Source organism: Neorhizobium sp. DAR64860/K0K1, from assembly GCF_050500205.1.
In the GTDB taxonomy this organism is placed as follows: Bacteria; Pseudomonadota; Alphaproteobacteria; order Rhizobiales; family Rhizobiaceae; genus Neorhizobium; species Neorhizobium soli.
This window is the reverse complement of record NZ_CP191459.1, coordinates 2637276-2657887: the sequence shown is the minus strand read 5'-3', so window position 1 is coordinate 2657887 and position 20612 is coordinate 2637276. Positions and strand designations below refer to the sequence as shown.

14 protein-coding genes are annotated in these 20612 nt (G+C 56.4%); 5 read left to right on the top strand and 9 right to left on the bottom strand.

Annotated features, from left to right (window positions below):
* Positions 1-524: 524 nt before the first annotated feature.
* The 8 genes from ACQY1J_RS17550 to ACQY1J_RS17515 all read right to left on the bottom strand — a co-directional run bounded on the left by ACQY1J_RS17550 (position 525) and on the right by ACQY1J_RS17515 (position 8789).
* Positions 525-1448 (bottom strand): hypothetical protein, encoded by a 924-nt coding sequence (locus ACQY1J_RS17550; protein ID WP_430250452.1) that lies wholly within the window; start codon positions 1446-1448, stop codon positions 525-527.
* A gap of 21 nt (positions 1449-1469) precedes the next feature.
* Positions 1470-1835: a hypothetical protein gene (locus ACQY1J_RS17545; RefSeq protein WP_430250451.1), complete on the bottom strand. Its 366-nt coding sequence runs from the start codon at positions 1833-1835 to the stop codon at positions 1470-1472.
* Positions 1836-1856: 21 nt separating this feature from the next.
* On the bottom strand, positions 1857-2219 hold the full coding sequence (locus tag ACQY1J_RS17540) for a hypothetical protein (protein ID WP_430250450.1): 363 nt from the start codon (positions 2217-2219) through the stop codon (positions 1857-1859).
* 59 nt (positions 2220-2278) lie between these two features.
* Entirely contained in the window at positions 2279-4027 is a 1749-nt protein-coding gene (locus tag ACQY1J_RS17535; RefSeq protein ID WP_430250449.1) for a hypothetical protein, read from the bottom strand.
* 69 nt (positions 4028-4096) lie between these two features.
* Positions 4097-4600, bottom strand: a complete 504-nt coding sequence (locus ACQY1J_RS17530; RefSeq protein ID WP_430250448.1) for a hypothetical protein — start codon at positions 4598-4600, stop codon at positions 4097-4099.
* Positions 4601-4776: 176 nt separating this feature from the next.
* Positions 4777-5601 carry a hypothetical protein gene (locus ACQY1J_RS17525; protein WP_430250447.1) on the bottom strand — a complete coding sequence of 275 codons (825 nt, stop codon included), beginning with the start codon at positions 5599-5601 and terminating at the stop codon, positions 4777-4779.
* A gap of 214 nt (positions 5602-5815) precedes the next feature.
* Positions 5816-7408 carry a hypothetical protein gene (locus ACQY1J_RS17520; protein WP_430250446.1) on the bottom strand — a complete coding sequence of 531 codons (1593 nt, stop codon included), beginning with the start codon at positions 7406-7408 and terminating at the stop codon, positions 5816-5818.
* Positions 7409-8210: 802 nt separating this feature from the next.
* Entirely contained in the window at positions 8211-8789 is a 579-nt protein-coding gene (locus tag ACQY1J_RS17515) for a hypothetical protein (RefSeq protein WP_430250445.1), read from the bottom strand.
* Between the two features lie 820 nt (positions 8790-9609).
* Here ACQY1J_RS17515 and ACQY1J_RS17510 point away from each other — a divergent pair.
* The 5 genes from ACQY1J_RS17510 (at position 9610) to ACQY1J_RS17490 (ending at position 19281) form a co-directional block, all read left to right on the top strand.
* A complete protein-coding gene (locus ACQY1J_RS17510; RefSeq protein WP_430250444.1) occupies positions 9610-12945 on the top strand; it encodes a hypothetical protein in 3336 nt (1111 codons plus the stop codon).
* A complete protein-coding gene (locus tag ACQY1J_RS17505) occupies positions 12929-16843 on the top strand; it encodes a hypothetical protein (protein ID WP_430250443.1) in 3915 nt (1304 codons plus the stop codon). The genes ACQY1J_RS17510 and ACQY1J_RS17505 overlap by 17 nt, the downstream gene beginning before the upstream one ends.
* 42 nt (positions 16844-16885) lie before the next feature.
* A complete protein-coding gene (locus ACQY1J_RS17500; protein ID WP_430250442.1) occupies positions 16886-17779 on the top strand; it encodes a M12 family metallopeptidase in 894 nt (297 codons plus the stop codon).
* Between the two features lie 610 nt (positions 17780-18389).
* On the top strand, positions 18390-18974 hold the full coding sequence (locus ACQY1J_RS17495; RefSeq protein ID WP_430250441.1) for a hypothetical protein: 585 nt from the start codon (positions 18390-18392) through the stop codon (positions 18972-18974).
* 1 nt (position 18975) lies between these two features.
* Positions 18976-19281 carry a hypothetical protein gene (locus tag ACQY1J_RS17490; protein WP_430250440.1) on the top strand — a complete coding sequence of 102 codons (306 nt, stop codon included), beginning with the start codon at positions 18976-18978 and terminating at the stop codon, positions 19279-19281.
* 745 nt (positions 19282-20026) lie between these two features.
* On the opposite strand, the gene ACQY1J_RS17485 is transcribed toward ACQY1J_RS17490, so the two are convergent.
* Positions 20027-20575 (bottom strand): hypothetical protein, encoded by a 549-nt coding sequence (locus ACQY1J_RS17485; protein WP_430250439.1) that lies wholly within the window; start codon positions 20573-20575, stop codon positions 20027-20029.
* Positions 20576-20612 lie beyond the last annotated feature (37 nt).

Here is a 20612-nt window from a genome sequence, read left to right as displayed (position 1 = left end):
TTGGCAAGGCATTGATTTAAGGACCGGAGTCGGCCCAAATTCCGCTTTGGGCCCCGAAGGGGACAACAGCGCCATGTGCTTCAATGTCAGCGTTATCTTTTTCTCCGACGCAATATCCGACAGTCGGACTCTGGATCCGTTAGGGTCGTTGCTTGCGGGTCCCCAGCCAATATTCGTAGCCGTCTTCGAACACGACGATGGCCTGAGGAACTGCGTCCCAGATCGGCCAACTTATTGAGAAGACGCCACTTTTCTGTGCGGGAGATGACCGCCAACTTGGATCGAAAAATCGGTCAAAAATGACCCGCCTGGGAGACCTGGATTCTCACATGATTTCAATGGCTTAGTGGAAAGCCGTTGAAATTTCCTCTGATTTCCTGTCGCGAGCGACCATGGATGCCATCTTTGTGCCCTGGCTTTGGGCATCAGTCAACAGGACGCTTGATCGGCAATAATTTCCGGTGCTTGGTTAGGCGGAGCATCCACCGAGGGTCCAGCCGGCGGCCGACTATTCATAGCCGCCCTTACCCATCCGGGCTCTTCTTGCTCTCCGGCGGCCCACTGTTGCGAATGGCGACAAAGCGCGACAACAGGTCGAACCAAAACGGCGCGCCAAGGGTCACCGCGAAGGCGGTGAGCAGAAGGCCTAACCCTTTGGGCAAGAGCGCGTTCAGGTCCTCGCCGGAGGACGTGGACATCGACCAGCCGAGTGGCAAAGGCAGCAAGCCCTTTACCTGCGCAAGATCGGGCAAAGCGGGCGGCACGTCGGAAGAGGACTTGGGCAGACGCATGGCGGACTCAACTACTGCCGCCCGGAGGCCGTCATCCTGCCAGAAGGTGCGGGCGATCTGCAAGGTGTCGGCGTTAATGGCAACAGTTAACGCCAGCGCGACCCCAAAGGATAGCAGCGACATCCATCGCTTATAGACTCCCGAGGCTCGTTCCATCACCTGATCGAACCAGTCCCCGAGGGCCTTCTTGGTTTCCTCGATGGTGGAGGTGGCGTCGATCCCAAGGGTCGTCAGAAGGCGGGGCAGAGGAGAGTTTTTGTCGATCTTCTGTTCAAGGCCTGCGAAGTCTATCGATCGGTTTTCACCTAGTTTCGATCTGTCGATGTGTCGCAGCGTATCGATCAGCGCGAGGGCGAAATCCCGGCGGTCCAGGTAGCTAGGCGCTTGCATTTTTGTAACCACGGGTACAGGCGTCGGCGGAGTCTTGAAATTCAGCAACCCTTGGCCCCGCGAAAGGCTTCGGATCAGGCTGCTTTCCCAAAAGCCGTTGCGCACTGTCGTGTCGCCCAAAGCACGCGACACCTCGTTGAACAGATTGCGAGCCCGCAGCCGCAACAGACCTGCGATGGCCTCGTTGATGCTGGTGCAGATCAGGCTGAGGGTCAGGTAGACCATCATAAGACCGATGGCCGTATCGACGGCAGAGGAAAACAGCATGGTGATTCTCCGGTTCAGGACTTAGCTACGAGCGCGGACCAGCGCCTCTTCCAACTCGGGATCTTCGAGCAGCCCGTGAATTTGGGTGTGGCCGATGATCAGGGTTAAGTCGTTTGCCAGTTCTACTGGGTCAGGACCTTTCGCTTCGAAGGTCGGGCGAGCAATAAATCGTTGCTCGCCGTCGACTTCGTTTGCCCCGGTCTCGAAGACGATGATTGTAAAAAAGGCTAGGTCGAATAGAAGTTTCCGCTCCGCTTCTCCGGGTGAGGCAAGGTCGAAATCCACCAACTGGGATTTGTTGAGGATGCGTGCCAGGGCGGTCGCCACGCGGATCGCCTGCTCTCGGCCGAGGCGCTCGAAGGTGGCTGCGTCATCGATGATCGGCATGGTGTTTCCTTTCACACCGGGTTACAGGCGCTCGAGTTTCCCGTGACCCAAAATGAAGGGAACGGCGAAACACCACAGCACGAGCGTGTCGTAGGCATGAAAATTGATGGCCGGCGGGATCGCCCCGGCGTGTTGGCCCCGGACCTCGACCACGTTGCCGGGTAAGTCCAGGAACCGGGTCCGTTCCATGTTGGTGCGCAGGGCGAGGTCGCCGGCACTCGTCGGGATCCCGATGTGGAGGCCGAAACCGGGTGCGGGCGAGCCGTCGAAATAGAAGTCCGCGCTGGTCTCGAACAGCAGGGCTCCGCCGTCTTCGCGGATGGTGAAGCTGCCACGCAGGACATGCGGGGGGCCGGGGGTGAAGGTTCCGCGGGCAATGATCATGGACGTGCACTCCTGTGCGGGAGGGGAGCGCCCCGATTGGTTCGGGGCGCCGGCGAGGTTCAGCGGAACGTCGTATTGGTGATCTTGCTTTGCAGTGGCACCAACCGTGCGGCAGGCATCGCCCCGCCTTGCTGCCGCATGTCGCTGCCGAAGATGTCGTTGGCGATCCCGAGCCCGAGCGGCACGCCGCCGATAGGAAGTTGATCGCCGGCGTTACGCTTTGCGGTCCAGACGTGTGAGTAGCGCACCGCCGCCGGGTCCTTGTAGGTGTCGTGACCGTTGGCGTCCGGGCCATTGCCGGCATCCGCGTAGTCGAAGGCATCGAAGCGCCAGTGCACGCCCAGCCAGATGCGGCTGAAGGCATTTTCCCAGATCGCATGCCAGAGCGAGGGGAAGTTGCGCTTGACATAGGTCCGCACGAGGCCCGGCTGGTCTTCGATCGGCGATGACGGATCGTGGGGCTGATGCAGATCGCGGCTGACGCCGTTCATCTCTTCGGACACGAAACTGAAACCGATGTCGTCGGGGCCGTTCTCGTCCACTGTCGCGGTGCCGATTGAGGCGTAGTAGAGCCGTGCCATCTGGAAGCAGGCGGCACCGAAGGTCGCATGGCCTGAAGGATAGGCCGGGAACGGCGGCTTGAAGCTAAGCTTGTTGGAGTTCGTTTCGGGCGCGCCTAGAGCAAGCCAGAACGGGTCGGCCGGCGGCCCAACTTGGGCGCTGCCACCATCGGCCTCGAAGGCGCTGACGTCGTGCTGGCGGATGCCGGACAGCGGGCGCCAGAGATCGTGGCTGTACTTCTCGGCCCAGGCGAATTTGCCCGCATCTGCCATCGCGACGTTGCAAAGCGCGAAGAGCCGAACGAATTCCTTGCTCCTGTCGAGGGTGGTGTTCGTCGGGTCACTTTTGGCCCAGGCGATCTGACGCAGGATTTGGTTGTAAAGGCGTGGCGGCGTACCGATCAGGTTTGCACCATCATATGCCCAGTAATAGGCTGCGACGGTCTGGTCCGCGCTCCGCACAGTGCTATTCAGCGATGCCGCGCCACCGACGCGGTGCACTTCCCTCAGGGAGGCCTTGTATTCGGCTTTTTTCGGATCTGGCCATGCCGCGATCCGGTGGCCGTCCGGATCCGTGACCGCAAAGGATTCCACCGTCGTGCCATAGAAGGGGCCGTGATAGACGCGCTGCGCCTTTTTCCCCTTGCTCGGATCGTTGGGGTCGATGTCCATGAGGCGGACGGGGTTCAGCGGCTCGTCGTCGAAGTGGTGGCGGCCTCCCTTGGGCTTGTAGCTCCCCTCACCAGCTCCGGGATCGTTCGGCAGCACCGCAAGCGCGGAGTGGATCTTCTCAGCGATGTCCACACCGTACCGATACGCCTTGAAGTTGGTGTCGATGGGCTCCCTGTAGCCGTGCTTCAGCTCCCGCAGTGCACTTCTCAGCGTCCTGGTCGCCTCGTCAGAGACCTTGCCCGCAGTGCAATACAGCCGATCGAACATCGCAATCGCCGCGCCGGTCAGGGCCGCGTTGGCGTTCGCAAGATCTGCCGAGAGACCTGGGGGGAGCGTCGGGCGATTGGCGGCGGCCAGCCACATCGACGGGTTCGCGGCGTCGTTCAGGACGCCGAAGAAAGCGTCGTGCATGGCAAGATGCAGAAGTCCCAAGGCGCGGGAACTCATCGTCGGGCCGCCCTGCGGGCCACCCAGCGAATGGGTGATCCGGTTCATCTGCAGCCCGGCATGGTTCCAGTACAGGACCGGAAAGGCATTCAGCCCCGTGGGCTCGTCGATATCGGGTAGAACAAGCATTGGTTTCTCCATGGGTGGGTGGTCAGTTGCGCAAGTGGACGAGGAAATATTCTGGTGCACCCCGCCTTCTCAGCCGGCTCCGACCCACGGCCGCTCTTCGGCCGCGAAATGCCAGTTGAGCGCGCCTTCGGCGTTGGGCGCAGGATGCGGGATGTCGTGGAGGACGGCCTGGCCATCAATGGAGCCACGGCTGTGCGCGTGTCGGCCGAAGGCGGTCAGGCGCATTCGTGCGCCGTCCTTGCGCAGTTCGGCCATCCCGTCTGCCGGAAAGAAGCGGCCGGGGACTGTGACGGTCGCCGGCAAATGACGTACCATCAGAAATTGCAGCGCGTCGGCGCGGTCCTCGGCAAGGATTGCCACGATCGAGTTTTGCTCGCTCAGGTCATCTGGCGCCGACGTCGCGGCGCCTTCGACCGGAAGCGCCGTATCCGAGATGATCAGATAGACACCGCCCGGACCACTTCTGGCCGCGATGAGCCATTCCTGCACGGGTGGGTTGGTCAGGTGCGGGGTATAGTATGGCCCGATACGTAGCGCATTAAGCATCGCGGTGCGAAAGTTCTCTGGGTGCATCGGCAGCCTCCTGTGTTGCTGCCGGCACTCTGTGCTTCGCCCGTGAACGCAGGATCAAGTTATCGTTAAAACAACGTGAATAACTCGATAAATCATTGGGGCTTCCATTCAGTCTGACAAACTGTATCGCAGTGCAGAAGCGCTACGACGCAGTTAAGTGCGACACCTGAAGCGCGTCAGGACGTGGTTCTTTCCTCCGGAAAGTCGTCCAAAAGCATGTGGAGAGCCGGACTAGCCTTGTCGAAATGCGCAATGATATCAGCGAAGACGCGGCTGTGACGGGTGATAGCTTGTACAGCGAATTCTTCGACCTGTTTTGCATTGTGGAACAGATGAGGAATTAGTCGTCGCGCCAGCGTCCAGGATGCAATATTGTCTGTCATGTAGTGCACCCCGGCGAAGACACGCCGGTCGCCCCAATCCACCATGTATTTCTGGATTGCCCTGCTCCTGGTGCCATCGAGCGTTTCACCACTATCCAGCAAGGCATCATAGACACTGCAACCGCCAAGAATACCCTGGAGGCAATGCCCGCTCAGCAGCGATGGATGCACCCCAGTATGGGTGACAAAGTCGCCTCCAGCCACAATCCATCGAAAACCGTCAACACCAAGGGTGGTGGCGGCAGTCCAAGGGCGAGGCCTTTGGAAATGTTGCTTGATGTCCCAGATGGGAGGCTGAATGCTCCCCATACGTCCCCAGAACAGATCCTCAAATTTCTTGATATCGAATTCAGGATCGTATGCGAGGTAGTTTGAACCGATTGTCCGACTCGCTCGGAATCCGAAACTTGGCTTATTCCCATCGCGAAGCAGCGCGTACTTAAACAGCAGATCATGGACGATGGCATCTTCAATCTTGTAGTGCCATTCGTGCGTTGTTGGCCGCCCGTCAGGACACGGTGGAATGTCGGGAATCTCTGTCAGGATGTCCCGCGTGCCGCTGACACCATGGTAGAGGCGCACCGCGTGTTCGAGTTCAGTCCTTGTGACATCCGCCATATTCGACGCAGATTCCCCGACCCATTGTCCACCCTTCCGTGCTGGCCAGATATTCTTCGTGACGTCGTTTAGCCATTGGTCGAATAGGGGGCGATAGGCGGCCTCCTGGTCCTTTGGCCATGCTGGCATTCGCCAGTACAGCCCGGCAAGCTGGGATCTATAGTCCTGGTTCAGGACCCCGAATGGTGCAAGGTTCAACGCAAGTACTCCTCTTTCAAGCGAGACCGAGTTGGCCGGCGGCCTCTACAACCGCCGCCCGGTGCGCCGGGTTGACGATGGGGTAGTCTGTCGATTTTAGAAGCTCCAGAGACAGGTTCGGCTCCCGTCGGACGAGCAAATCCAGCTTCGAGCGCCCCTCATTCATCCGTCCTGCTCGTGCATACGCCGTCATCAGGTCCACAACTGTTGGCCGGAACATGATACCGTCGAGCGAAGTCTCGCCGGCGCGGATGGCGCCAACTGTGTCCCCAACCATCAATCTCGCGAACAACTCGGTGCTTTGGGTTAGGGGCTGCAATGCCGTTCCTCGACTTAGAGACACGGCTCGCGACGCTGCACGCAAAGCTTCGTCGTAGTGTCCACAGTACACCAGCGAGATGGCATGGAAGTTCCAGCATGCGCTGCTGCTGGGCAGCAGCCTTACCGCCTCCCCTGTCATCAACGCGTTTCGCGTGAGGTCACGGAGAAGATAACCATGACAATGTCCCCCCAGCGCATGAACAAGACCGTTTTCAGGCGACAGACGAAGGGAGGTCCGGAAGCTCTCCATGACTTCGTCAAGGTCTGGCGCGGTGAGCTTTTCGCGTTCGCCGTAGAGCAACAAGTGCGCAAAACCGAGAATTGCGTGGTAGACACCCTTCTCATTCGCCGCGATTGCAGCCTCGCTGCATTTGACAATCTCCGGTATCGGGACCGATCCGGGCACCAATATCCCCATCAGCGCCTGGCATCCATTCGCGTGCGCGCTCCAGCGCGCGCCGCTGAGGCTCTCCGCCTCTGTCCGAGCGGCGAAGTCCTGAAGCATTTGTACGATCTCGACTTGAACAGCACGCAGATCATGCCATCGTTTCGTCGCGAACTCGCGGCGAACCTGCCATTTCAGCGTGCCAAAGCCATCTGTAACAGAAACCGACAAGATTCCGCTCGGGCCGTTGTGAAACGTACGTGCGCGCACAACCATGTCGGTTGCCCGCGGCGGTCTCCCATCCACGTCGCTCCGGCTTTTGATCACCGCATGAAGGCCGATGACTGAGAACGCCTCCATAATTCCATCACACACAAGTTCACATATGCCTGTGATGTCGACCTCACCGAGCGCGGGAACCGGGAACTCGAGATACCAGCGTCGGTCTGGCTGGTCCGGCACCTGCATCAAGCCCCAACGTGAGTTACCCTCATAGAATTCCAGACGGCTTTGGCGCAGCCAGTCGTTGAACCCTTCTTCTCGCAGATCAAGGCCGCGCAGAACTTCTCCCTTTGCGCCGTACACGGCATGATCGAAATCGACAAACGTTGCTTCCAGCCAGACCCATGTGCGGTCGGTGGACAACACTTCGATATCCTTGTTGAGAAGATCGCGCAGAGTCGTCAATGATTGCCGCAGGCTTGCGGCGGCCTGGGCCGGGCCACGATCCCCCCATAGTTTGTCCTGAAGCCAAGTGCGGGTTTGACGGTGATGCCGTGTAAGTGCAAGCATCGCGATGAGTGCACAGTCCTTTCGACCTGATGGGCGAATCGAACGCCCGTTGCGGTCGGTGAGATCGAACGCGCCAAGAACTTTAACTGAAAATGGCTTCGATGATCGCATAAAGGACTCGTCGGCTTGAGGTCAGCGGGCTCAATCGAAATACGATGATAGGGAATTCAAATTTTGGGGTGTTATGCAACCATTGGAAGTATCATCGATGAAATTCTGCCAAGTATCAAGCGGGGCTAAGATAAAAGACAGTGCGGATCGAGACATCTCAGAATTAGCGCCTTTAAACCCGTGTAATCGCTCCATTGCAATGGATGGAATTTTTCAACAATCGACGTATTCTGGAGTTCATCAAGATATTCCGTCAGCAAAGGGAGAAGAACGCTATTACACCGCATTTTGGATGTGCGAGACATGGCAATTAACTTAAATCACAAGGCTTCCGGCAACCTAGGCCAGCAAGAAGGGATAGGAAGCGCCCGTTTTGGTAGGCCGCGCGGTATGCTCGTCATCCTCGGCGCAAAGCGTTCATTGCTCGCTGGAGGCCGATCAATCCAAATGCGGTGGTCGTATTCCATCCCTAATCACACCATCGCTCTAGGTCTCGCCGGAGATGAAGAAACTCCGGTCTTCTAGGCGCTTTTGATAGGTCTGGAGGCCCATTCCGGGACCGACGACGCCGACGATCAGCCGCATGGGGAATGCAATCACCATGTTGGTCTCCTTTCGTTGTGCCTGCACGCGCAGTCAGAGCGAAAGGGGCGTCAACGACTTTAAAGCGGTGGTAACACGACAGGTGGATGGAATGGTCTGATGTTCGTCGTCACAGCCGGAAACATTATCTCTACACCGCCGCCTGCCTGACCGAACTGGGGAACGACCGTGCCGCAATTCACCGGTCCAGGCGTTGGACTTATGGTCCATTTGTAGCAAGCCGGAAGAAGCAGGGTAGCGCATACCTGCCAACAGCACTGAACCCGGTCGGGTATAAGCCGTCCTCGGACTTCGGGATGGCATACGTATCGGCAGCGATGGTGTTGGGCGCAATTAATCGCCTGCTCGTCGGATACGGCTCGCACCTGTAATAGGTGTCGCCCGGCTGTGTACTACCAGTAAACGGCAGGTGTCCGTAGGGAGGATGAGGCGTGCCGGGGTGTGCAGGGGTTACCGCCGTCGGCGTCATGATAAAGCCTATGAGATTGGGATTTCCGAAGACCGGGTACACGCCCTCCACGTCTTCGACCTCATCGAGCCCTTCCTTCCACTTTGTGAACAGCTCAAGCGCATCTGGAAAATTCAGGCCCCGCTGATAAAAAGGCAGTTCAAGGGCGAACTCGAACAAGCCGGAGATATCGGCAGTGGTGACAACAATCTGGCCGCCCACGATGGCCACCAGATCCCCTTTCAGCACACCGTACTGAATTCCCATCGCAAATTCCGGAATGGTTGAAAATCGCTCCTCTCCATCCTCACTCAGCTTACGAAGTGCCATGCCGTCCTCCCGAGTTGGATAGCTCGGGCTAGAAGATAATATCGTTTTATTGCAACGAGAAGTGACCGTGTATTAAATTCTTGATAGGTCCTGGAACCCGGAGTGGCTGAACGGGTCCCCAGCCAATATTCCTAGCCTTTTGCGAACACGACAGGTCGCATAGATAACAGTGGCTGCTATCGCGCAAGTTATTGAGAAGGCGTCGCTTTTTTATGCGGGAGATGGCCGCAGATTTGGATTGGAAAATCCGACCAAATTGGCCTGCCTGGGAGACCTGGATTCTCACATGATTTCAATAGCTTAGCGGAAAGCCTTTGAAATTCCCTGCATTTTCCCATCGCGAGCGACCGTGGATGCCACCTTTGTGCCCTGGCTTTGGGCATCAGTCAATACGGGTCTGAAACGGAAATAATTTCCGCTGTCGGGCTGAAGTTTACGTTCCCGCGGTCGCCGCGAGGATGGCCGCTTCGCGCCTTCATTCTCGCCATTCCCGACAGTTCTGCCGTTGCTCCGCTTCAGCCTGTCTGCTTAGCAGTTCCTAAACAGGAGAAATTTGGACGTCACCTGGAGCTGAACCCCCGCATACAAGCCGTCGAGGTTGTCAAAGCGGTCACCTCCGTCTTCGGACGACGGCGCGGCCCGCGCAGGAGACTCATGGCTCAGTAAAGACGATGCAATTGTCACACAAAGAGCCTCGAGCGGTGACGCACAAAGTGGATACAACTCATGGTAAAATATTTCTTGTTTTATCTGGTTGAGATTATCGACAATTCAACGGAGAGTTGCTAATGCTTAGTTGCCTCATTGCTAGGGGACGAGCATGTCTACTAAAATGTCGGACCGGGAAACCGGTGCAGATCGGCAATATCATCGTATTGCCGAAGATGACTTTCGCTTGTCTAGAAGATCATTTCTTCTGTCGAGCGCGGCATTAGCCGTCTCGACGACATCTAGTCTGTCATTTCCGAAATTAAGTCTCGCAGATACTGGCGCGTCTATTAATAGAATTCGCGCCGCTCCTCCTATTGGAGGTGGATCGTCTCTAACGGTTACGCAGTCAGAAGATACTGTACTATCGGAAACATCCAATCAGTTTGTGAGTTCTCTGGGACAAAAGGCGAGTGGGATCTCTGGAATAGATAATCCGCGCATTCGCGTCATGCGAGCAGATGATCAGCTTGATCTTCTGTTCGACCTAGAGAACCTGCGCGTTGAATATGCACATGACGGGTCAGTTGCGCAATTCACGCGGATCGTCGCGGATGATGCCGGACGTATAACTGTCCACTTGCCGGGACAGCATGTTTTCGAACCTACCTTCTTCGTCTCTGCGAGCGGCGGTGACCCCGTATTGCTCCCCCCGCTTAAGGTTCGACTAGGGGACCCAGCCCGGCTTGTTTTCGAATATCGGGGAAATGGCCCGCTTCCATTTTCCGTAGACACCCTTCTCGACTGGCAAAGATTCAAGCCACTGGTTCCAACGTCTCCTGTCCCTCCAGGTTCCTTCCGAAAGCCAACCACCTCCGAGACAGCGATCGAGGCCCCCTACGGCCTCTACCTTGCTCCTCATGATGACCACTCATGGCGCCAAGCGAAAAGATCGGTTGGCAAGAGTGGCTTTAACGAGGCCTGGCATGCGTCGCTTGTCGGCAAACCGACTCGCCTGCTTCGCTCAGGATTCGAGAACGCCAATGTCGTCGCTGTATGGTCGCGCGACCCTGATGAGGCGTCCCTAGGGCGGTCACCGATCGACAGCAGAACCCGCGGGGAGATTGTCAACCTGACGCATGGTGCCGATGGCAATCCGACGCCTATCACCGCCCACACGTTGATGCTGACCGGACAAGGCGCTTTTCTTAACCTTCGAGCGAACTTCCCGTATGATTGCACCCGTCCGATTTCGCTCACGCACGTCTCGCAACGGTCGGCCTACGGTCAAGATAACGATGTCGTCATCTCGCGCCGTGGATTTCTCTATCCGTTCGGGCATGAGGTTGAAACTGTCTGGGCGACGACCAGAGAATCGGTCCAGGTCGTTCCGATGGTCGGTTCTATTCCGGTCGAAGGCGATTATCTCCGCACCAGGCTTTTCATCCAATTCAAGCAGCAGGAGCGGTCCTATTTGGACATGGTCGGCGGCGCTACTCTTCCGTTTCGGTCGATACGCTTCGAGGACGATCTCAGTCCGCCGCTGGATGAGCCGGTAACAGCGTCAGTTTCGATAGCGAAACCTGACGGTACTTTGTGGGCCGACAAGGCATTCTGGCCCAGCGCGGGCGGCAAACCCTTCATGTTCTCGGCCGTGGCAGAGGACTGGGCAGGGAAACTTGTCAAGCTATCTGTCCCGGTCATTTTCATAGAATTCGATGCCACGTCGACTGATTCAACCCCTGTTGCAGAGACCGATGAGTATTTGCAGCGTCTGAGACAGGTAGAGACTGTTTACCGGACGAGCGAGTTGGGTGTCACAGGCATCTACGATGCTTCAGTCGCGGTCTCAGTTCCGGGGACACCTCTTGATACAAGCGTCGAGCTGTTGAAAGTGCAGTTTGATGCGGCGATTGAACCCCGGTCAGTTTGCCCGGCGATCAATTCGCTTTTCGATCTGACCGTTCCTCAGATCCAGGCGCGGCTGCCTATGCTGCGGGCCACGGTGAGCGAGAGCGAAAATCTTGGCTGGTTCTCGATCCAAGACCCTAGTAAAAACGAAATGGAGACCTTTCTTCAGGCCGCACCGGGCCTCAAAGCCGGGGACGAGAAGCGCATCCGTCTGGGCTGCTCGGGTCAAAGCGAAAAATCAGGGGGCTTTTTCTCGCTGGATATGACCGTAGGCGGCGTTTCACGCCTCTATGGAGCGACTGGACAGCAAAATTCAACGGCCCCCCTCGCGCTTGCGGGACCTCAAACTTTCAATCCTCTCGACTACTTCGGCGACGACACCGTTTTGTTCGGTGGGATCAAAATCAAGGACGTGCTGCAGGCAGGGCTTTCGGTGGCCGAAGCACAGATGCCAAAGGTCATCCAGCGCATAAGAGCCTATCCCGATATCCCGGCCGAAATGCGTCAGAGCATCGATTGGACGACGGAACAGTTTCAAAGTTGGCCGGATCCAAATAAGCCGATTTTTGCGGTCCAGCAGAATTCGCCGGACTTGGTTGTTGACGGTGGTAGTCCCACACGCTTCACACTGACCGCACAGACAAGCGTCAGTATCGATACGAGTATCAGACCGAAAGCCACTGTCTCTGCCCGGCTGAGCAATTTCTCTCTCCAGCTTCTTTTCGGAGACGATGGCGTCCTTATCCGCTTCCGCTCATTTGCGTTCGCGATCGATACTGCGGGAACGACCAGCTTCAAGCCGGATATAGTTTCTGTCGAGCTGAAGGGCGCCATCATGGCATTCATCCAGGCTCTTCAGGAATTGTTGAAAGATATTCTCGGCGACATCGGGATTTCCATCAACCTGTTACCGAGCGGCGTCGAAATTCAGTTGCCGTCCTTCAACTTCCCCAGTTTGAGTTTTGGGGCATTCTTGCTCCAGAACCTCAGTATCGCCAGTTCGGTCGAGATCTCGTTCCGGTCCCAGCCGACCCGGTACAAGTTCAACTTCTCAACGCCTGAAAATCCCTTCACGGTCGCAGTGGGTATATATGGTGGTGCAGGGGCTTTTTCCCTCGCAATTGATACTCGCGGAATTCGCTCATTTTCGGCGACCTTTGGGTTTGGCGCCTTTGCAAGGCTCGATCTCGGCATCGCGTCAGGAAGTGCGGCGGTGCTGGGAGGTCTTTCGTACTGGATGGAAACGGCCGATATTGGCGGCGTACCCACCACCAATATCAGATATCTGTTTTACGTTCGTGCCTATGGCTCGGTCACCGCCCTTGGGTTCATAACGGTCGGGGTCGATTTCTATCTCGGGCTGCAGATACAGACCGGAACGCCCTCCTATAGCGAAGGCATTGTAGAGGTCTCCTACTCGGTCAAAATCGCGTTCTTCAAGAAATCTTTCAAACTGACCTTCCGACGTAAGTTCAATGGTTCCGGAGGCAACGCTTCACTTCTTGCCGCATCGGATCCATCCGGTCGCACAAGGCGGGAGACGCTGACAAAGCCGCAATGGACAAAATATCGTCGAGCTTTTGCTGGGAGAAACTGACGTTGCAAATTACCTGGCCTGGACGACGCTACCATCTGGCTTGCTAAGAGGGGCTGATGGCAATCTAATCCTGCGCATCGGCCTGGTACCATCAATTAAACTCGGGATTGATCGCACCGATCAGAGCCTTCTGTCTGACGCGGGTTATCATGACTTCGTCAAGTGGACGAACACCCTCAATACCGCTGCATTCACCCTGAAACTTGCCGACAGCGCGGGAACCGAATCCTCGTTCGCCCCTGATCTCACCTTGCTTCCGACGCCGGGGATGGAGCCAGACACCAAGTTCTGGGAGACGATTTTCCCGGCCAATACGGTTGTGCGGCCGTTCGGTCCGTCGGCGCAACAAGGCTCGAACATAAAATCATATGATGCCCAATCGCTCGCAAATATCCTGTCTCTCGGGTATTTTGCCGAACTCGGTCCAGTCAAGAGAGCGTTCGCGCTTGTATCATCGGATTTGCGCGCAAATCCGATGATACAAGCACTGATGGGTGTCGAGCCTGACGCAAACATTCTTTCGTATTCAACCGCTAATGCCGCGCAGATCGTCGAGACATTCAAAGAGTTTTCGGCATTTCATACGGTCAATCAGACAATCGCGCCGAGGGCCGCGCTGACAGTTCAGCCGGAGATGGAATTCCACGAAATCGCGTCGGCACTTCAGGATCATAACGCCCTCGCCCGGAAGCTCGGCTTGGTCCTTCATTTCGAAGTTCCAATTCCAGAGACCATTGTCAACGGGCTGGGTGAAATCGCACGTGTCAAGGTTGACGTGCGATTGTCTCTGAACGACACGGTCGTAGCAGCACCTTGGACCGAGTGTGATGTCCGGCAGCATATCGGCAAGACGGAATTTGGTGTATTTCATCCGCGCCGGTCGGACGGATCCAAACTGCCCGATTGGGCAGGATTCAGATCACTCGAAGCCAGCACGGGAAGGCTTACAAACCTTGAAATCGACTGGCTGTCGTTACAGTTGGCTGAGTCTGCCAGGCAGACGGCGGCAGCTAGCGTGCTCCCTGCGGACTATCAGTCCGCTCCACCCTTTCCAAAAGCTCTCACTGCCCTTCGTCAGAGTGGCATTTCACTGATTGACCTGCCGAACGAAAGCCCGGGATCCGGGCAGCCCTTGCCTCTGATCGCCGACATTCTGTCCAGCAATACGAGATTGCTTGCGCTGGACACTCAACAGAAGAGCCAGATCGACGCTCAGCAGCCTGACCCCAATCAAGTCGTTTTTGTCGATGACGGTCTTATCCGGGGTTATCGCGTTTACATCCGTAGCGTTTCGGAGGGCGTCTGGCGCAGCCTTTGCTCCAGAACACTCACCTACACCTTTCACGGCGGCCCTTTAGCATCACCAAATACCTGGGCACCGGGTCCCGATGAGGGAGAAATAACGAAGGTTCTTGCCGATCAGGGTGGCCAGAGTACGACCTCGCCCTTCTTGTTCAACTGGGATGGCTGGAGCCTTGTAGCTCCGCGCAGCGATAATCCCGTTGACGAGGACGGGAAAGCCCAGGAAATCGTTGATGAGGCCTTCAAGAACTTCGCTGTCAAATGTGAAGTCGTCGATGACAGCCTACAGACGAAACGCTTCGGCGAAACCTACGAGTTCTGCGTCGTACCCGTCGACCTTGCTGGGAATGCGTGGTCTCTGAACGAAGCATCCGTGATCATCGCTGACGCAACGCTCGACGTCCGCACTGCGATGATCGCAAACCAGAGGCTTCAGCCAATTCGGTCACCGTCAGTATTCGAAAGCCATCGCGAACAGGGTGAGAAAGGAACAACCGTCGCAATCCGTGCAATGGAAGGCCGCCCGACCGCAGACAGCGTGGTTCAGATCGTGCCGTCGGACGCTGATCTGTGGCTGGTGGATGAGCACGGATCGTTTGACGCGATGAACGATCAGCAATCGTACGACGTCATCGTTGAGGCCAACGGAGATCTTGTTGACCTTGCCAATTCGGGGGCTCAAGCCGGCGCTATAAATGTGCCGTTTCTTCCCGACCCGATGTGCCGTGGGGTCGTAATAAGATCCTCGTCGGGGGAACTCGACTCGGGACCGGTTGCGTTTCCATCGCGGCCGGATGTCGACGAGGTGAAAAAGCGGCTTCTTCTGCGGTCAGTAAATCTCTCTGTCAGGCCGGGTGCCGCGGACAGCAAACCCTCGATTGACAGTGCTGCAGGCAGCATCGTGGTGTCTGTACCACTTGGCGAGACTGTCAGGGCCGTGATGTCTTCCGCACTCGGCGATGATGATTATCGCAACCTTTGGGTTTCCAGTTCACTTGAAACGCTTCTCAATTTCCAGAAACCGGGAGCAATTTCAACGCTGACCGCCTCTCTTAAATCCGGACTATCAGCTTCCATGAAGAGTCAAGTTGTTGCGGGTTCGGAGTATCTAGTTACTCCACCGAGAGAGGTGACCTTCGTGCATGCCACGCAACGGCCAACCAGAGACCCGAGTTTTGGAAAGCGGGTTCGCGCAGAAAAGACCGGCCTGAAATCGTTCGCCGCGAAATTGGTTGACGAGACATTCTCGCTTCACATTCCCAGTACCGGGCGCGTCGAATTCACCGCCTCCTGGACGGACGTGATTGATGAACCGTGGGCGCAGGCATACCGGGAGGTGCCGGCGACACTCCCACCATTCGGCTTCGACTTAACGGAGTTCGATCAACCGTTGCTTGGCGTCGCGGGCCACCCCGCAAGCTTTTGGCAGGACAGTGCGAGCAATGGTGGAGCGCTTGCTAAGGAGCGGGAGAACCAGACGGCAAACCGTCAGGAACCTACGGTCCATGCCTTTCCGGACGCCAAGTATCGGTCTGTCACATACCGCGCGCGCGCAACTTCGCGCTATCGATCCTTCATGCCGGAAGAAATCCTGAAAGACCCGGACGCTTTATCCCGGTTTGGATCCACAACCGTCGAGGTTCTCAATAGCGCGCCGCCAGATGCTCCGGAGATAAGGGCGATCCTCCCTATCTTCAAAAAGGAGAGGACGGAGGAAGGTCGATCAGAGATCCATGTCACAGGACATCGCTTCCTGTTTGAACGCCCATGGTTATCGTCAGGGCCTGGGGAAATGGCTGTTTTCTCTGTCCGCGAGACGGAACTCGCGCTGACGCCAGCGGAATTGAAAGGCGCCGTATCCTCGTGGGCGTTCAACCCGCGCAAGCGGGGTGCCCCGACATCGAGTTGGCCCACCCTGGACGATTTCGTCAATGCCGGCGAAAAGCTCATCCACATTCCGGTCTACCCGGAAGGTACTGCCGCCGATAGTTCCCCGCTAGCAATTGGACATGTATCTCTGGCTGCATATGACGTCGAGATCGATACTGAGCGGAATGTGGTATGGTGTGACGTTCAGGTAGATCCGGGAAGAGCCTATTTCCCCTTCTTGAGGTATGCCGTCGGGCGTTATCAGCCAAAGTCGATCGAAGGTGCAGCGCTTTCGAAGATCGTCACATCTGATTTTGTCCAGATTTCGCCGACCCGCACCGTTTCCCTCGGCAGCATCAAGGATGGCATGAGAGCTGTAACTGTATCTGGCTTCAGCTATGTCGAGGAAGGTGCATCAGAGGTGACGAGCGTCATCCAAGCCTTTTCCGAAACGCCTGCGACGACGGCAGCCTCCGGGGAGGCTGCCTTGTGGAAAGCGGTGGGAGAGACCATCGAATTGACCGCCAAGCGTGAAGGAGCCGAATTCATGACCTGGTCCGGTGAAATTCCGGAACAGGACGGAAAATGGCGACTGACCATCGTCGAGTACGAGATCTACTTGCTTGAAGAGAATACCGAGGTGCGACCCGACGAGGGCTTCAAGCATAACGGCCTTCCCGCGACGAGAAGAATGACCTTCATCCATTCGGTCGAGCTGAAGGGTTGAGGAATGGCCTGGTTACGATCCGTTGAATTTCGAGGCATTGATATGAGAATCGTCGCACGCGAATTTGCGATCTGGTTTTTGAACTTCTTGCTCGTCACTGCGACTTTGAATTCGCAGGCGCGTGCTGGCGCGGGCTTCGAGGTGGACAGGTTATGGCCAAACAAGGAGATACCTTATGCGGTGTGCGATTGCCGGACTGCTGTCCCGGATGTTTGCACAAAGGTGCAATGCCTTGCAAAGCCTGATGTCGTCCTGAAAGCAATCTCCGATTGGAACGCATCGGGGATGAAGGTCAAGCTGGTGCCGAGAGAAAAGTCCGGAAGAAAACCATATCTGATCTATCTGGCGCAAGAGGACGACACGAATCTGGAAACAAGTAAATGGCCAAGATGGTGCTTTACCGAGGCTGGCTTTACCGGATCCAATAGCCCGCACTCCATAGTCATCGGTGATGTATGTGTGGAAGACAAGGGATCCGGCCTTGGCATGACCGTTCTGCACGAAACAGGCCACGCCGTGGGACTATATCATGAACAGCAACGTACCGACCGCGATGAATTCCTTAAAGTAAAGTTCCCCGGCAGCACCGCGAACGAAGCAATCAGTCAATCGGGTCGTATTTGTGGCAAAAATCAAGAGGAAAAGTGCGAGTTTCAGTCAGGACTATTCTTCCGTCATTACAACTATGGCCGTGACGTCGGAGAGCATGACCTTAAGTCGATCATGCACTACCGCCTCCGTGAAGATTTCGATGATTGCGTTAAGACCGAACTCAAGCCGGCCGATTATGAGCTCGCATGTATGGACTTGACCCAGAAGGGGCGGAAGCGCGCTGAGGAGTTGTCTATCCCACCCGGCCAGATCGGCTCCAAAATGTTTGGTCTCTCACCGCTCGATATCTCTACTGTAAACGAGCTTTACAAGGACGTGCCATAAGCATGGAACTATCGAGATAGGAATGATCCAAATAGCGTGCGACAGGAAAGCGTGAGAATTCCTTAACGGATGTTCTTGGATCTTATGGCGGGACGCATCACCGAGGCGAAATTTCGCTATTTCCTCGGTGAAAGAAATGGTGGAAAAATTTCCTCGCTGATTGGCTTAACAAGGGCCTGACAATCTCAGGGTTGCAGTTGGCGACACGGAATCTGGACGAGGAAGAAGATCACATAATCCTTCATTTCAGTGGCGATCCGGTTGCTCGCCCGTTAACAGCGAAGGAATAGACGCACTAAAGCCGATTCCTAGCAAGAAAAGCTCGTAGAGGGGCAAATTTGCAGCAACTCGCTAAAATCGTCATGGGATGACAAAACGGCTGCTCTTCGCATGTGCCGCCCGAAAGCGGACAGTCACCTTGCGGCCCCAAAAGCTCCGGCTTTAATGACGCTCTCTGCGCGGACGCACTTCGCCGAAGAAGGGAGGAAGCCGGGATCGTTGTCGAGTAGGCTCTCAAGGTGAACCTCGGAGCGTCTCGCCGTTTCGCGCAACCTTGCCAACGACGAATTTCCTTGCTCATATCGCAACCAGTGGCGAGGGGGGGCAAAGTTTGACCTTCAACAAGTTCATAGACAGGCTCGAACGGCTGATCGACGCGGCGCTCTACCTGTTCCGGGGGGTATTTCCGCGGCGGCCGGCATGGTTCAAGCTCGCATCGATCTGCATCCTCGGGGGAATCTCGCTGTTTTCCTCTTCCTGGTGGGTTCCGCTCGTCCTCTCGGCTTTCGACTTGACAGTCGAAGCGTTCGGAATGCGAGCGGATGGCTTCTCGCTGTTGACCAGTCCGGAATTCTATGGCGGCGTGCTGATTGTGTCGGGCATTGTCATCGGCGTGCTGTTCGGCTTCGTCGTGGGGGAGACACTCAGGGCGGAACCCTTCGTAGGTAGCGCAGCCGACAAGGGCGATACGTTTCTGACTTTGGCCGATTTTGCTTCGAGGAAAAGCGGGCTTCCGCTCGACTTCGAAAATGTTGAGCGAAACGACCTCATGGTCGAGGTTCCCGAGGGACCGTTTCAAGGCATCGACTGCGCCCGCGCGCTTCGTGCGCTGGCGCGCAGGAGCGGGAATGCGTTTCTGAAGGAGTTGCACATCGTCCAGACCAAGGACAATATCATTATCGGAAAGGCGAAGTAGGATGGCAAAGGCCAACATGCCGCAACCGCCGGGGGGCACTTTGACCTGTCCGCCCGGCTATCGGCCGTGGATCACGGTCGACAACTCAACGAGAGAGATCCACGCCGAATGCGAGTTAGGCGCGCCACCACTCGATCCCCGGGCGGCGGCCGAGTGGGTACTGCCGAAACTCGATCCGCGCGATCGGCCAAAGCCGTATTCGAATGAGATGGAGCTGTTTCGAGATGCGCTCAAAGCGGGCAAGTTCACCGGTGTTCATTTCACCTATCTCTTCACCGCCGTCTCTAACCGCGAAGGCGACATGTAGCGCGGCTTCGCTTTTGAGTGATCGGTCGGACCAACGCAGAGCCTACTATTTCGTCTTGCAGATAGCCCCCAGCGGAATATAAAGTGCGCGAATGCCTACTTGAAGATTCGAATGTCCGCTGTGCCTATCCCAATTGCCGAAATCGGACATTCCCCTCACGGCCCCAAAGCCGTCGTTCGTCACAGACTGTTTGAAGCACTAGAACAGGGTCCCCAGCCAACATTCCCAGCCGTCCTCGAACACTATGGATAGCCTAAGGAACTGAGGCCGCGGTCGCCCAACTTATTGAGAAGACGCCACTTTTCCTTGCGAAAGATGGTCGCCAATTTGGATCAAAGAAGCTGTTAAAAACGACCTGCCTGGGAGGCCTGGATTCTCACATGATTTCAAAGGCTTATTGGAAGCGCCTTGAAATTCCCTCTGTTTTCCCATCGCGAGCGACCGTGGATGCCACCTTTGTGCCCTGGCTTTGGGCATCAGTCAATAAGGCTGTGAAGCGGAAACAATTTCCGCTTTCGGCTGAAGTTCCCCTTACCGCGGTCGCTGCGCGGATGGCCGCTCTGCGCCTTCATTCCGGTCGTTTAGCGATCCTGAAGACGAACTAGAAGCCGAAATTGGTTTACGTAGCTAATCACCACGATTGAAAAAAGTATGTTGGCCATCTTGGAGTGCGAGGAGTCGTCTCCGTAGTCGTTGCGTCGCAACTTGGCAGCAAAGCGTGCTTTTCGGAGCATAGCGCTAACGATCAATCGTATAACTTTGGTGGATCGCCCCGCCGCTTGTAAGTCATACGCACATATCCTCCCCATTGATCAAGTAGCCGGTGACATTCCTCGCTGTTGATGAAAGAAGAAGAGGTATCGAGGCTAAACTCTGGTAGATACAGTCCAGTGACCCCTTTCTCGAGCACCCCCTCGGCAATCACGCCCTCTTCACGTAGAATTAGGATTGGTAGGCCGAGTTGAAAAGCCATTGCTGGCTCGATCTGGCAATAGGGACTGGTAAACCAGAGGTCCATCGCAGGCTCTTCTGCTCGCCCCGCAATGTCTGCACCAAAATGCCTTGTGGCTGAAACCACGTGTGTGCGGCGGAACGCGACGGATACCAACCCGCAGCAGTGAGTGAGAATACGTCGTATTCCCACCAGAGGAGCATCGTAATCGTAGCTGCTACCGGGACCTAACGTGAGCGGCTCGAAACCCCGGGCGCGCAACTCTAGTTTAAATGCGTCCACAAATCGCACCTGCGCTTCAAGATGCGGCGTGGGCCGGCTTACGAACACGGGTATATTCATCCACCCTCCAATACTCCGAAGCATCAAGCGCTTCGTA